Source organism: Nocardioides sp. (assembly GCF_047606145.1).
Taxonomy (GTDB): domain Bacteria; phylum Actinomycetota; class Actinomycetes; order Propionibacteriales; family Nocardioidaceae; genus Nocardioides.
Genome location: NZ_JASGET010000101.1, coordinates 1 through 13,556, shown reverse-complemented (window position 1 = coordinate 13,556; position 13,556 = coordinate 1). Strand labels below are relative to the sequence as shown.

The following is a 13,556-nucleotide window of genomic DNA, read 5'->3' as shown; positions in this document are numbered from 1 at the left end:
ATCTAGCGCGGTCGGGCACTAATCTCGGTCTCATGGCTACCTCGCAGAACCGCACCGTGCTCAACCAGGCTCCCCCGCTGGTCGACTACGACGTGGTCGCGGCCGACCACGCCCTCCGCGACGCGGTCCTGCGTCACGCCGACGAGCAGGTGCTGGGCAGCCTCGCCGCGCTCGGCACCGCGGCGGGCAGTGCCGAGGCTCGCGAGCACGGCATGCTCGCCAACGAGAACGAGCCCACGCTCGCCGGCTACGACCGGTACGGCGACCGGATCGACCAGGTGCGGTTCCATCCGTCGTGGCACTGGCTGATGTCGCGCGCGGTCGCCCACGGGCTGGCCGCCGCACCCTGGGAGCGCGCCGCACAGGGGGCCGCACAGGGGGGCGAGCAGAGCGCCGGGCACGCCCATCTCCGCCGGGCCGCGGGGTTCGTCGCCTGGTCGCAGACCGAGCCGGGACACGGCTGCCCGATCTCGATGACGTACGCCGCGGTGCCGGCGCTGCGCACCGACGAGCTGCTCGCCAAGGAGTGGGTGCCGCTGCTCGCCTCGACCGACTACGATCCGCGCACCACACCCGTCCAGCACAAGCGCGGCGCCCTGGCCGGGATGGGGATGACCGAGAAGCAGGGCGGCTCGGACGTGCGCGCCAACATCACCGAGGCCCGGCCGACCGCGGTCGAGGGCGAGTACACCCTGCACGGGCACAAGTGGTTCACCTCGGCCCCGATGAACGACGTCTTCCTGGTGCTGGCCCAGGCACCGGGCGGACTCACCTGCTTCGTGCTGCCGCGTGTCCTCCCGGACGGGACCCGCAACTCCTACGACGTCGTCCGGCTCAAGGAGAAGCTCGGCAACCGCTCCAACGCCTCCGCGGAGCTGGAGTTCAACGGCGCGCTGGTCCGTCGGCTGGGCGACGAGGGCCGGGGCGTGCGCACCATCATCGAGATGGTCGCCGCCACCCGGCTCGACTGTGTGCTCGGCTCGACCTCGCTGATCCGCCGGGCCGTCGCCGAGGCCTCCTGGCACGTCGCGCACCGCTCGGCGTTCGGCGGGCCGCTGGCCGACAAGCCGTTGATGCGCAATGTGATCGCCGACCTCGCCGTCGAGTCCGAGGCGGCCACCGCGGTGGCGATGCGCCTGGCCGCCGCGGTGGACCGCGCCGACGACGCCGGCGAGGCGGCGCTGCGCCGGATCGGGCTGCCGCTGGCCAAGTTCTGGGTGTGCAAGCGGACCCCGGCGATGGTCGCCGAGGCGCTCGAGTGCCTGGGCGGCAACGGTTACGTGGAGGAGTCCGGGATGCCGCTGCTCTATCGGGAGGCCCCGCTGAACTCGGTGTGGGAGGGCTCCGGCAACGTCAACGCGCTCGACGTGCTGCGCGCGCTGGGCCGCGAGCCGGCGGCCCTCGACGCCTGGATCACCGAGGTCGGCCTCGCCCGAGGCGGCGATCCCCGACTCGATCGGGCGATCGAGGAGACGCTCGCCCTGCTCGGCGAGCTGATGGCCGCGCCGGACGCGATGGAGGCCTCCGCGCGCCGCCTGGCCGGCCGGATGGCCGCCTGCCTGCAGGGCTCACTGCTGGTCCGGCACGCGCCGGCCGCCGTCGCGGACGTCTTCTGCGCCTCCCGGCTCGCCGAGCCGCACGGGGTGTACGGAATGCTCACCGGCGGAGATCTGGCAGCGATCGTGGAGCGGGCCACGCCGGTCCGTTAGCGCTCCCGGTCTCCGCCGGCCCGGGACGCGGGTCAGGCCAGCTCGAGACCCGGGTAGAGCGGGTGGGCGTCGAGCAGCTCGGCCGCGGCCGCGCGGGTGCGTTCGGCGACGCCGTCGGCCAGCACGTACGACGCCTTGGACGCCGTACCGGCCTTGGTGGTGCCGGGGGTGGTCGCTCGCAGCACCTCGACGATCAGCTCCGCGACCCGGTCGAACTCGGCCGCCCCGAAGCCGCGAGTGGTCAGCGCCGGCGTACCCAGCCGCACCCCGGAGGTGTACCAGGCGCCGTTGGGGTCGGCGGGCACCGAGTTGCGGTTGGTGACCACACCGGCGTCGAGCAGGGCGGACTCGGCCTGGCGTCCGGTCAGCCCGAACGAGCTGACGTCGAGCAGCACCAGGTGGTTGTCGGTGCCGCCGGTGACCAGCCTCGCGCCCCGGCTCAGGAAGCCCTCGGCGAGCGACTGGGCGTTGTCCGCGATCTGCCGGGCGTAGCTGGCGAAGGACGGCTGACGCGCCTCGGCCAGCGCGACGGCCTTCGCGGCCATCACGTGGGAGAGCGGCCCGCCGAGCACCATCGGGCAGCCGCGGTCGATGTCGGCGGCGAACTCCTCGCCGGCGAGCACCATCCCGCCGCGCGGACCGCGCAGCGACTTGTGCGTCGTGGTGGTGGTCACGTGGGCGTGCGGCACCGGGTCCTCCTCGCCGGTGAACACCTTGCCGGCCACCAGACCGGCGAAGTGCGCCATGTCGACCATCAGGGTGGCGTCGACCTCGTCGGCGATCTCGCGCATCCTGGCGAAGTTCACCCGGCGCGGGTAGGCGGAGTAGCCGGCCACGATCACCAGCGGCCGGAACTCGCGCGCCTTCGCCGCCACCGCGTCGTAGTCCAGCAGCCCGGTGACCGGGTCGGTGCCGTACTGCTGCTGGTGGAACATCTTGCCGGAGATGTTCGGGCGGAAGCCGTGGGTCAGGTGTCCGCCGGCGTCCAGGGACATCCCGAGCAGACGCTGGTTGCCGAGCTCGGCCCGGAGCTCCTCCCAGTCGGCATCGGTGAGCTCGTTGACGTTCTTCGCACCGAGCTTCTCCAGCGCCGGGCTCTCCACCCGGTGGGCCAGGATCGACCAGTACGCGACCAGGTTGGCGTCGATCCCGGAGTGCGGCTGGACATAGGCGTACGGCGCCCCGAAGAGCTCGCGCGCGTGCTCGGCGGCGACGGACTCGACCGTGTCGACGTTCTGGCAGCCGGCGTAGAACCGGTGCCCGATGGTGCCCTCGGCGTACTTGTCGCTGAACCAGGTCCCCATCGTCATCAGCACCGCGGGCGAGGCGTAGTTCTCGCTGGCGATCAGCTTCAGGCTGGCCCGCTGGTCGGCGAGCTCGGCCCGGGTGGCCTCGGCGATGCGGGGCTCGACCGAGGCGATGACCTCGAGGGCGTGGGAGTAGGCGCTGCTGGTGAGGGCGTTGAGGTCGGCCATGGCGGACAGCCTATCGATGCGACCGGACGGCCGCGAACGGGAATGCCCGGCCGTCTCGACAGGTTGACCAGGCATGACCGCGGCGTGACACCTGTCACCCGGGCCTGCGTGATCGATCAACATTGTCCATTATATGGACGACCGTCTCAGACTGCGAGAAGCGAAGTTGCCGCAACCCCGTCCGAACCGTGAGACTGCTTGACATGGTCTCCGCTGCTACTCATGCGCATCTCGTGGTACGTCGCCACGTGGACTACTGCCGCATGCGCAGCATGATCTGTTGGTCGAGCTGAGGACCCAGCGCATCGCCGCAACGGCGCGACGAACCCGCTGGCCCATCGCCCCCCAACATCTAGGGCGTATGGCAACCGAGCAGCCCCCGTCGACACTCCTCCGGTCGGCCCAGCTCGCGCCGCGCGTCCCCGAACGCCAAGGAACCCCCATGTCAGACCCGCGCTTCCAGGCCCGCCGGGCGGAGAGCACCGCGATCCCGCGCCCCAAGCGTGCCGAAGGCCAGTGGGCGCTCGGCTACACCGAGCCGCTGAACAAGAACGAGCAGTCCAAGAAGGACGACGACCCGCTCAACGTGCGGGACCGCATCCTGTACATCTACTCCAAGCGCGGCTTCGACTCGATCGACCCGGCGGACCTGCGCGGCCGATTCCGCTGGATGGGCCTCTACACCCAGCGCAAGCCGGGCATCGACGGCGGCAAGACGGGGGCCCTGGAGGAAGAGGAGCTGGACGACCGCTTCTTCATGATGCGGGTCCGCTCCGACGGCCGGCTGCTCGACGCCGACCAGCTGCGCACCCTGGGCGGGATCGGCACCGACTTCGCCCGCAACACCGCCGACATCACCGACCGCAGCAACATCCAGTACCACTGGATCGACATCCGCGACGTCCCCGAGATCTGGGAGCGGCTGGCCGCGGTCGGGCTGAGCACCGAGGAGGCCTGCGGCGACTCCCCGCGCGGCATGCTCGGATCCCCGGTCGCCGGCGTGGCGGCCGACGAGATCATCGACGGCACCCCGGCGCTCGAGGAGATCAACCGGCGGCGGACCGGCAACCCGGCCTACTCGAACCTGCCGCGCAAGTTCAAGACCTCGGTCAGCGGCCACCCCAGCCTCGATGCCGCGCCGGAGATCAACGACGTCTCCTTCGTCGGCGTCCGCCACCCCGAGCTCGGGCCCGGCTTCGACCTGTGGGTCGGGGGCGCCCTGTCCACCAACCCGTTCCTCGCGGCCCGGATGGGCGTCTGGATCCCGTTGGACGAGGTGGCCGACGTCTGGGAGGGCGTCATCTCGATCTTCCGCGACTACGGCTACCGGCGGCTGCGCTCGCGGGCACGGCTGAAGTTCCTGGTCAAGGACTGGGGCATCGAGAAGTTCCGCGAGGTGCTGGAGAACGAGTACCTGGGCCGACGGCTGGTCTCCAACCCGTCACCGGAGCGGGCGACCCGCAACGGCGACCACATCGGCGTGCACCCGCAGAAGGACGGCCGGTTCTACATCGGCGCCACCGCCACCGTCGGACGGATCAACGGCGAGCTGCTCACCGCGCTCGGCGACCTGGTCGAGCGCCACGGCGTCGCCGGCGCCCGCCTCACCGCCTACCAGAAGCTGGTGCTGATCGGGGTCGACCCGGCGGTCGTCGACGACGTCGTGACCGGGCTGGAGAGGATCGGACTCAGCGCCCGCCCCTCGAACTGGCGGCGCAGCACGATGGCCTGCACCGGCATCGAGTTCTGCAAGCTCGCCATCGTCGAGACCAAGAGCCGGGCCAAGGCGCTGATCGACGAGTTGGAACGACGCTTCCCCGACCTGGACACGCCGATCACCATCAACGTCAACGGCTGCCCGAACTCGTGCGCCCGGATCCAGGTGGCCGACATCGGCCTGAAGGGCCAGCTGGTGCTGGACGATGACGGCAACCAGGTGGAAGGCTTCCAGGTGCACCTCGGCGGCGGGATCGGCCTGACCGCCGAGTTCGGCCGCAAGCTGCGCGCCCACAAGGTCACCAGCGCGGGCCTGGACGACTACGTCACCACCGTCGTACGGGCCTACCTCGACGAGCGCGAGGACGGGGAGTCGTTCGCCGCCTGGGTCGCGCGGGCCGATGAGGAGCAACTGCGCGGCGAGAAGACCCTCGAGGCGGTCTGATGACCACCGCCATCCCCTCCACACCGCCGACGGGTGGCCGGACCGATGTCTGAACGCTCCCAGCCGAACCACTGCCCCTACTGCGGCGACGACGACCTGCGGCCGCACGACGAGAGCCACGGCTCCTGGGAGTGCCGCTCGTGCCTGCGGACCTTCACTCTCCGGATGACCGGGATGATCCAGCCCAGCGCCCACCGAGGAGGTGGCTCATGACAGCGGCGACGACGGCTGCCGCGGCCGCCTACCGCGGCTCCAAGACGGCGGACCGCTCCCCCGAGGAGCTCCGCGAGATCGTCTCCCACATGGGTGCCGAGCTCGAGCTCGCGCCCGCCGAGAGCATCATCGAATGGGCGGCGGCGACGTTCGGCGAGCGGTTCTGCGTGACCTCCTCGATGGGCGACGCGGTGCTCGCGCACCTGGCCGCCAAGGTGGTGCCCGGTGTCGACGTGGTCTTCCTCGACACCGGATACCACTTCGTCGAGACCATCGGCACCCGCGACGCGGTGGCCGCCACCTTGGACGTCAACCTGATCACCATCACTCCCGTCCAGTCGGTCGCCGAGCAGGACGCCGAATACGGCAAGGACCTCTACAAGCGTGACCCCGATCTGTGCTGCGCGCTGCGCAAGGTCAGGCCGTTGGCGGAGTCCCTGGCCGGGTACGACGCCTGGGCGACCGGCCTGCGCCGCGCCGAGACCCACAACCGGGTGATCGCCCCGGTGGTGGGCTGGGATGCCAAGAAGGGCAAGGTCAAGGTCTCGCCGATCGCGCGGTGGTCCGACGAGGAGGTCGAGCGCTACATCGCGGAGAACGGCGTCCTGGTCAACCCACTGGTCTACGACGGCTACCCGTCGATCGGCTGCGCCCCCTGCACCCGTCGGGTCGCCCCGGGCGAGGATCCGCGCAGCGGCCGCTGGGCGGGGATGAACAAGACCGAGTGCGGGATCCACACATGAGCGCGCCGATCCGCGTGCTCGCGGGCGACCGCCGAGCCCCGCACGTCCACCACCTCCACCGCGACACCGAAGGGATGACCCACTGATGGCCGCTCCAGCCCTGGTGGCCCTGGCCCACGGCAGCCGAGACCCCCGCTCCGCCGCCACCATCACCGCTCTCATCGAGGAGGTGCGCGCGCAACGGCCGGACCTCCGCGTCGAGGCCGCCTTCCTCGACCTCGCCAAGCCGAGCTTCCCCACCGTCGTCGGCAAGCTGGTCCGGGCCGGCTTCGAGGAGATCGTGGTGGTGCCGCTGCTGCTCACCGAGGCGTTCCACGCCAAGGTCGACGTACCACAGCTGATCGGCGAGGCGACCGCGCGTCACCCCGGTCTGAAGATCCACACCAGCGCCATCCTCGGTCTGGAGGCCACCTTCCTGCGGGTGCTCGACGACCGGCTGCGGGCCGCGCTCCGCACGCACCGGGTGCGCGAGCTCGACGCCCTGGTGCTCGCCGGCGCCGGCTCCAGCGACCCGCTGGCGAACCAGTCGGTGGCCCGGCTGGCACGGATCTGGGGCAGCCACCACCGGCTGCCGGTGGTGGCGGCGTTCGCCTCCGCCGCTCCCCCGGCCGCGGGCGAGGCGGTGCGCGCCTTCCGCGGCGAGGGCCGCCGGCACATCGCGGTCGCCTCGCTGTTCCTCGCGCCCGGGAACCTGCTGGACCGGGTCAGCGAGCTCGCCCTCGAGGCCGGCGCGGTGGCCGTCTCCGACGCCCTCGGCGCCCATCCCGAGATCGCCCGCACCATCCTGGCCCGGTACGCCGTCGGCGCCGTCGAGCTGGTCCCGGTCTGAGGACACGTTTCGGGGCCCGCGGCCCGGCCACGGCTCCTCTCCGGGGTCAGGACACGAGGGCCGCGAGGAGACGCTGGAGCTCGGCGGCCGGATCCTCGGTGACGCCACCGTGGACCGGGCCGGGCTGCAGCACCGTGCTCCTGGGCGCCTTGAGCAGCCCGAAGCGGGTGCTCTGGTCGTCGCCGAGGAGCCGGACGCCATAGGCGGTGGCTCGCCGGCCGGCACCGAACCCGGCATGGGCGTCGCCCGCACAGATCAGGTCGACCGCCTCCAGCGCCGAGCGGACCGACTCCTGGTCGAGCTCGGGGGCGAACGCGGCGAGCCGTTGCCGGTCGAGTCGCCAGGCCGCGCCGAGGAACTCCGCCGCCGGGCTGTGCAGCACGACCCCGACGTTGAGGAACTCCTCCCGATCCGGGCGTGGCACACAGCGCAGCACCACGTACTGGTAGGGCTGGTGAGGCTGGTGAAGCTGGTGGGACTCGTAGGGCTGATCCGGCCGGCGAGGCCGGCCGATCCGGTCGGGGCTCATCCGGCACCCCCGGCCGTCGGCAGCCAGCGGCGGTCACCGGTCGACCGGGCCCGCAGGAAGCTCTCGTACCGACGGCGCAGCTCGTCCGGGGTCTCGGCGCCGGGCACCGGCTCGAGCCACTCCGCCGGCACGGCCGCGACCACCTCGCGCACCGCGGTGTCGGTCAGTCTCCGGGTGAGGTCGGCGTCCTGGGCGACGGCACGGTCGGCGTAGGCCAGCATGATGTGCTCGCCGGCGTCGTAGGGCTGGGCCGCGAACCGTTCCGGGCTGCCGGGCCCGCCCGGCCAGGAGTGGTGGAAGTAGAGCGAGGCGCCGTGGTCGATCGCGTAGAGCACGCCGTTCCAGACCAGCAGGTTCGGATTGCGCCAGCTCCGGTCGACGTTCGCGATGAACGCATCCAGCCAGAGGATCCGACCGGCCAGGTCGGGGTCGGGGCGGTGGCCGGCGTCGTAGCCGAACGCCCCGGCGAGGAAGTCGATCCCGAGGTTGGTGCCGGGGCTGGCGCTGAGCAGCGCCTGCACCTCCTCGTCGGCCTCGTAGCGGGCGAGGTCGGGGTCGAGGTCGAGCACGACCTGGTCGGGCGTCGGGATGTCGAGCACCCGGCACAGCCCGGCGACGATCACCTCGGCGACCAGCACCCGCAGCCCCTGACCCGCACCACGGAACTTGCAGACGTAGGTGCCCAGGTCGTCGGCCTCGACGATGCCGGGCAGGCTGCCGCCCTCGCGCAGCGGGGTGACGTATCGGGTCACCGCCACCCGCGTCAGCGCGGTCGACACGGCCGCCGTGGACTCCTCGGTCACGAGATGCCGTCCGCCGCGAGACGCGCCCGCTCGGCCTCGAGGTCGAAGGCCGGCGGCGGCCAGTGCAGGTCCAGCTCCTCGAGCGTCTCGACCAGCAACTGGGCGACCGCCAGGTTGCGGTACCACTTGCGGTCGCTGGGGACGACATGCCATGGCGCGGCGTCGGTGGTGGTCCGCTCCAGCGCGATCTCGTATGCCGAGCGGTAGTCCGCCCACAGCGCACGCTCGTCCAGATCGCCGGGGTTGTACTTCCAGTACTTGGTCGAGTCGTCGAGCCGGGCCTGCAGCCGCCGCCTCTGCTCGGCGGGCGAGATGTGCAGCATGCACTTGAGCACCACGGTACCGCCGGCGACCAGATCCGCCTCGAAGCCGTTGATGGCGCCGTAGCGCCTCTCGATCTCCTCGGCCGGGGCGAGCGCGCGCACCCGCCCGATCAGCACGTCCTCGTAGTGCGAGCGGTCGAAGACCCCCAGATAGCCGGGACCGGGCACGGCCTTGGCGATCCGCCACAGGAAGTCATGCGCCAGCTCCTCCTCGGTCGGCGCCTTGAACGAGGTGATCTTCACCCCGACCGGATCGACCAGCCCGACGGTGTGCTTGAGCACTCCCCCCTTGCCGGAGGTGTCCATCCCCTGCAGCACCATCAGGACCCGGTGCGGTGTGTCGGTCTCGCGGCCGGCGAAGAGTCTGGTCTGCAGGTCCATCAGATGCTCGCCGAGGTCGGCGAGCGCCCGTTCGCCGTCGCTCTTGTCGCCCTCGAAGCCGGGCGTGGCATCGGTGTCGTAGGCGAGCAGGTCCACCGGTCCGGCGGGGACGCGCAGCGCATCGAGCAGACTCATGGGCGCGAGCCTAGCCGTCGCCCTCCGGTCCCGGCCGCGATCCGGTGCCCACCACCCGAGGCAGGTCGAGGGAGCAGGCGACCATGGTGTCGATGCCGCCCCCGGGCGCGGGCTCGTCGAACCAGACGCCCCGGCGGAAGCCCAGCTTGTCCAGCACGCGCAGCGACGCGAGGTTGGCATGGTCGGGGGCGCAGAAGACCTCCCGCGCGGCCGGATAGCGGCCCGGGATCGTGCGCAACCAGGCCCACAGCATCCGGGTGCCGAGACCGCGCCCCGCCCAGGCGATCTCGCCGATCAGATAGTCGCCGCCGACCGAGTCCGGCTCGGTCGGGGCGATGGCGGCGAATCCCGGCACGTCCCCGATCCGGTAGTCCTGCACGTAGCCGATCGAGCGGCCGTTGACCTCGACCACCCACATCCGGATCGGACCGCTCGCCTCCAGCCGCGGACCGTACCTGGCGGTGACCGAGTCCAGGTCGGCCTCGTCGGTGCCGTGATACCAGCGGGCCACGTGCTCGGCGTAGCGCCAGCGCGAGACCGAACGCAGGTCGCCCGGGGTCATCTCGCGCAGCGCCACCGACGGCATCGGGTCGGTGGCGAACACCTTCACCTCGCCGGAGAGGTCGACCGCCCACGCCTCTCGCAGACCGATCCGTGCCGCCGCGGCGCCCCAGGACTCCCCGGGCTGGGTGAGCCCGGCGAGCTCTCGCTCACCGTGTCGTACGACGATCGGGGTCGGCATCGGTCACCTGCGGCTCAGTGGCTCAGTGCGCCATGCCTCCGTGCCGGTCGACCAGCGGCGGCTCGGCGGACCAGGGGAAGTCGATCCATCGCTCGGTGCGACGCCACACGAAGTCGGCGTTGATCACGGTGCGAGGCTTCTCGTAGATGACGGCCGTGCGCGCCTCGGCGACGTGTCCGGCGCAGAACTCCTGCACGATCTCCAGCGTCTTGCCGGTGTCGGCGACGTCGTCGGCGATCAGCACCTTCAGTCCGGTCAGGTCCACCGCCGTCGGCGTCGGCGGCAGCATGATCGGCACCTCGAGTCGCTGGTCGACGCCGGTGTAGAACTCGACGTTCACCGCCGACAGGTTCTTCACGTCCAACGCGTAGCCGAGCCCCATGCCCAGCCCCAGGCCACCGCGGGCGATGGAGAGCACCATGTCCGGCTCGTAGCCGCTGTCGACCACCTGTTGGGCGAGCTCACGAACGGCCACGCCGAAGAGCTCGTAGGTCAGGATCTCCCGCGGAGGCGTCTGCTCGCTCGTCACCCGCGCATTGTGTCATCACCGGATCGGACGCCGATCGGGCCTACTCGACCGAGTGCGGGAGATCTGCGCCATCGGTCAGCCTCAGCTCCTCGCGCACCACCGCGAACGCGAGCCCCGACGGGTAGCCCTTCCGGGCGAGCATGCCGGCGAGCCGCCGCGCCTTGGTGATCGCGTCCAGCCGGGTCATGCCGCGCAGCTTCTTGCGCACCAGCGCCCGGGCGGCCCGCTCCTCCTCGGCCGGATCGATCTCGTCGAGAGCCGCCCGGGCGGCCTCGTCGTCGACGCCCTTGCGACGGAGCTCCTGGGCCAGCACGCGCCGCGCCAGACCCTTGCCGTCGGCGCGTCCACGGGCCGAGACCCAGCTCCGAGCGAAGGCGGCGTCGTCGACCAGGCCGACCTCCTCGAAGCGATCCAGCACCCGGCCCGCCACCTCGTCGGGCACGTGGCGCCTGGCGAGCCGAGCGGCCAGCTCCTGACGACTACGGGCCTGGCCGGTCAGCTGATCCAACAGGATCTTGCGGGCGACCGCCTCGTGATCGGCCTCGGGGTCCTGCTCCGGCTCGGGCACGGCCGGCGTCGCGGAGCTCGAGCGCCGCGTCCACGCGTCGACCCCCGCCGAGACGTCACCGAGCCAGTCGGGCGGGTCCCCCTGGAGCGGGTCGCCGGCCCACGGATCAGAAGTCATCGACTCCGACCGGCTCGGCCAGCGGTGACTCGTCGACGGTCGCTCCGACACCCAGCTTCTCCAGGATCTTCTTCTCCAGCTCGTTGGCCAGGTCCGGGTTGTCCTTGAGGAAGTTGCGGGCGTTCTCCTTGCCCTGGCCGAGCTGGTCGCCGTCGTAGGTGAACCAGGCGCCCGCCTTGCGGATCAGCCCGGCCTCCACCCCGACGTCGATCAGGCCGCCCTCGCGGCTGATGCCCTTGCCGTACATGATGTCGAACTCGGCCTGCTTGAACGGCGGGGCGACCTTGTTCTTCACGACCTTGACCCGGGTCCGGTTGCCGACCATGTCGGTGCCGTCCTTGAGGGTCTCGATCCGGCGCACGTCGAGGCGCACCGAGGCGTAGAACTTCAGCGCCCGGCCACCGGTGGTGGTCTCGGGCGAGCCGAACATGACGCCGATCTTCTCGCGCAGCTGGTTGATGAAGATCGCGGTGGTGCCGGAGTTGTTCAGCGCACCCGTCATCTTGCGCAGTGCCTGGCTCATCAATCGGGCCTGCAGGCCGACGTGGCTGTCGCCCATCTCGCCCTCGATCTCGGCGCGGGGCACCAGCGCCGCGACCGAGTCGATGACGATCAGGTCGAGCGCGCCGGAGCGGATCAGCATGTCGGCGATCTCCAGGGCCTGCTCACCCGAGTCCGGCTGGCTGACCAGCAACGCGTCGGTGTCGACGCCGAGGTTCTTCGCATACTCCGGGTCGAGGGCGTGCTCGGCGTCGATGAACGCCACGATCCCGCCGGCGCGCTGGGCGTTGGCGACCGCGTGCAACGCGACGGTCGTCTTACCCGAGGACTCCGGACCGTAGACCTCGACCACGCGACCACGCGGCAGACCGCCGAGGCCGAGCGCCACGTCCAGCGCGATCGACCCGGTCGGGATCACCTCCAGCGGCGCGCGGGCCTCATCGCCCAGGCGCATCACCGACCCCTTGCCGTACTGCCGCTCGATGTTGGCGAGTGCGGCGTCAAGCGCCTTCTCGCGATCCCCACCAGCCATGATGTTCCTTTCCTGCGAGGCCTTCGTAGCCCGCCCGTCGCTCTTCCGCCGTGTCTTCGTCGTCATCGGTCCCGACGCTAGATGAGGCCACCGACAGTTTTCGGATCGGGCACCTTGATCGGCACGTCGCGATCCACTGTATGGCGAACAGATGTTCGATGAAAGATTCCCGCGCGGCGTGTCGCCCGCGTCGTCTCGCCCCGGATGAGCAGCGGTGCTCAGCGCTCGCGCGCGGGCAGCTCCAGGGCGTGCCAGACCGCCGCCCAGACGGTCTTCGGGCTCTCCCCCGCCTCCAGCGCCTGCAGCGCGGTGCGGCCGCCGAGATCGGCCATCACGAACTGGCCGGCCCACACCCGGGAGTAGTCCCGGCCCAGCGCATCGTCCATCCGCGACCAGAACTCGGTGTGCCTCACTCCCCCAGCCTACGAGTGTGGGGGAGCCGGCGGCCGGTCCGCCCGACGCGCGAGGACGTCAAGCCACGGCTCCCCGCGGTTGCCGATGCCGTGTCCCACCTCGACCACCTCCCAGCCGGTCGCCGCCAGCGCCTCCCGCAGTGGCCCCTCACGCCAGTAGACGAACAGTCGCGGCGCCGGCACCGACCCATGGGTGGACCAGCCCTCGCCGTCGCCTTCCTTCAGCGAGACGTGGAGCGCTCCCCCGGCCCGGGTGACGGCCGCGAGCCGGCCGAGCACCACCGGCAGGTCGGTCCGAGCCACATGCAGCAGGCAGGCGGCGGCCCACACGGCGTCGTAGGGGTCCTGGGGCGAGGCCGGGTCGCGCAGGTCGTCGGTAAGCGGGTCGAGCACGCAGGCCTCGTACCCCTGGTCGCGGAGCCGGTCGACGAAGCCGGGCGTGATGTCGGTACGGCGCACCCGCACGCCACCTGCCTCCATCGCGGCCGCGTCGCGGCCGCCGCCGCTGCCGATCTCGAGCACCCTGGCGCCGGGCTCGAGCAGGCCCAGGAACCGGTCGAGCGTCGACCGGACCTTCTCCGGCAGCTCGGCGACCGCCCGGCCGTAGTCGGCGGCATGGGCGTCGTACGCCGCGATGGTGGCCGCCTTCGCCGCCTGCTCGACGTCCCGGCGGCGAGGGCCGACGTCGTGGTCACGCCCGCGCGACCGGGACTCGGGCTGGGGCTCCCGGCTCACTGGTCCACCATCCTCTTGTCGGCGTTCTCAGACAGAGCGCCGATGCACCCCGGGTGCCACCAGGTCACTGCCCTGCTCGCTTGACCCGTTCCAGACCTGGAGCGATGTCCAGGATGAG

General features: G+C 71.6%; 15 protein-coding genes. 5 read left to right on the top strand and 10 right to left on the bottom strand.

Annotated elements, in window-relative coordinates:
- Window positions 1-32: 32 nt before the first annotated feature.
- Window positions 33-1,709, top strand: coding sequence for an acyl-CoA dehydrogenase family protein (locus QM638_RS12595; protein ID WP_415142328.1), 1,677 nt, complete (start codon window positions 33-35; stop codon window positions 1,707-1,709).
- 32 nt (window positions 1,710-1,741) lie between these two features.
- On the opposite strand, the gene QM638_RS12590 is transcribed toward QM638_RS12595, so the two are convergent.
- Window positions 1,742-3,184 carry a glycine hydroxymethyltransferase gene (locus QM638_RS12590; RefSeq protein WP_415142327.1) on the bottom strand — a complete coding sequence of 481 codons (1,443 nt, stop codon included), beginning with the start codon at window positions 3,182-3,184 and terminating at the stop codon, window positions 1,742-1,744.
- Between the two features lie 442 nt (window positions 3,185-3,626).
- Between QM638_RS12590 and QM638_RS12585 the strand changes: the two genes are divergently transcribed.
- The 4 genes from QM638_RS12585 (at window position 3,627) to QM638_RS12570 (ending at window position 7,130) form a co-directional block, all read left to right on the top strand.
- Window positions 3,627-5,345, top strand: a complete 1,719-nt coding sequence (locus QM638_RS12585; RefSeq protein ID WP_415142326.1) for a nitrite/sulfite reductase — start codon at window positions 3,627-3,629, stop codon at window positions 5,343-5,345.
- 45 nt (window positions 5,346-5,390) lie between these two features.
- On the top strand, window positions 5,391-5,558 hold the full coding sequence (locus tag QM638_RS12580) for a hypothetical protein (RefSeq protein WP_415142325.1): 168 nt from the start codon (window positions 5,391-5,393) through the stop codon (window positions 5,556-5,558).
- A complete protein-coding gene (locus QM638_RS12575) occupies window positions 5,555-6,301 on the top strand; it encodes a phosphoadenylyl-sulfate reductase (protein ID WP_415142324.1) in 747 nt (248 codons plus the stop codon). The genes QM638_RS12580 and QM638_RS12575 overlap by 4 nt, the downstream gene beginning before the upstream one ends.
- 85 nt (window positions 6,302-6,386) lie before the next feature.
- A complete protein-coding gene (locus QM638_RS12570; protein ID WP_415142323.1) occupies window positions 6,387-7,130 on the top strand; it encodes a sirohydrochlorin chelatase in 744 nt (247 codons plus the stop codon).
- Between the two features lie 46 nt (window positions 7,131-7,176).
- Here the strand turns inward: QM638_RS12570 and QM638_RS12565 are convergent, their stop codons facing one another.
- From QM638_RS12565 to QM638_RS12525, 9 genes are all read right to left on the bottom strand, one after another.
- Window positions 7,177-7,659, bottom strand: coding sequence for a DUF3037 domain-containing protein (locus tag QM638_RS12565; RefSeq protein WP_415142322.1), 483 nt, complete (start codon window positions 7,657-7,659; stop codon window positions 7,177-7,179).
- Window positions 7,656-8,438 carry a HipA family kinase gene (locus QM638_RS12560; protein WP_415142321.1) on the bottom strand — a complete coding sequence of 261 codons (783 nt, stop codon included), beginning with the start codon at window positions 8,436-8,438 and terminating at the stop codon, window positions 7,656-7,658. The genes QM638_RS12565 and QM638_RS12560 overlap by 4 nt, the downstream gene beginning before the upstream one ends.
- Window positions 8,439-8,458: 20 nt before the next feature.
- A complete protein-coding gene (locus QM638_RS12555; protein ID WP_415142320.1) occupies window positions 8,459-9,301 on the bottom strand; it encodes a PPK2 family polyphosphate kinase in 843 nt (280 codons plus the stop codon).
- A 10-nt stretch (window positions 9,302-9,311) separates the two neighbouring features.
- Entirely contained in the window at window positions 9,312-10,043 is a 732-nt protein-coding gene (locus QM638_RS12550) for a GNAT family N-acetyltransferase (protein ID WP_415142319.1), read from the bottom strand.
- Window positions 10,044-10,065: 22 nt separating this feature from the next.
- Complete coding sequence (locus QM638_RS12545; protein WP_415142318.1) at window positions 10,066-10,572, bottom strand: phosphoribosyltransferase; 507 nt, start codon at window positions 10,570-10,572, stop codon at window positions 10,066-10,068.
- 40 nt (window positions 10,573-10,612) lie between these two features.
- Window positions 10,613-11,257, bottom strand: a complete 645-nt coding sequence (locus QM638_RS12540; RefSeq protein ID WP_415142317.1) for a regulatory protein RecX — start codon at window positions 11,255-11,257, stop codon at window positions 10,613-10,615.
- Complete coding sequence (recA, locus tag QM638_RS12535; protein ID WP_415142316.1) at window positions 11,247-12,290, bottom strand: recombinase RecA; 1,044 nt, start codon at window positions 12,288-12,290, stop codon at window positions 11,247-11,249. Before recA ends, QM638_RS12540 begins: the two co-directional genes overlap by 11 nt.
- Window positions 12,291-12,508: 218 nt before the next feature.
- The gene (locus tag QM638_RS12530; protein ID WP_415142314.1) at window positions 12,509-12,703 is read right to left on the bottom strand and encodes a DUF3046 domain-containing protein; all 195 of its coding nucleotides are present in this window, start codon (window positions 12,701-12,703) and stop codon (window positions 12,509-12,511) included.
- 9 nt (window positions 12,704-12,712) lie between these two features.
- Entirely contained in the window at window positions 12,713-13,438 is a 726-nt protein-coding gene (locus tag QM638_RS12525; protein ID WP_415142313.1) for a class I SAM-dependent methyltransferase, read from the bottom strand.
- Window positions 13,439-13,556: the final 118 nt, after the last annotated feature.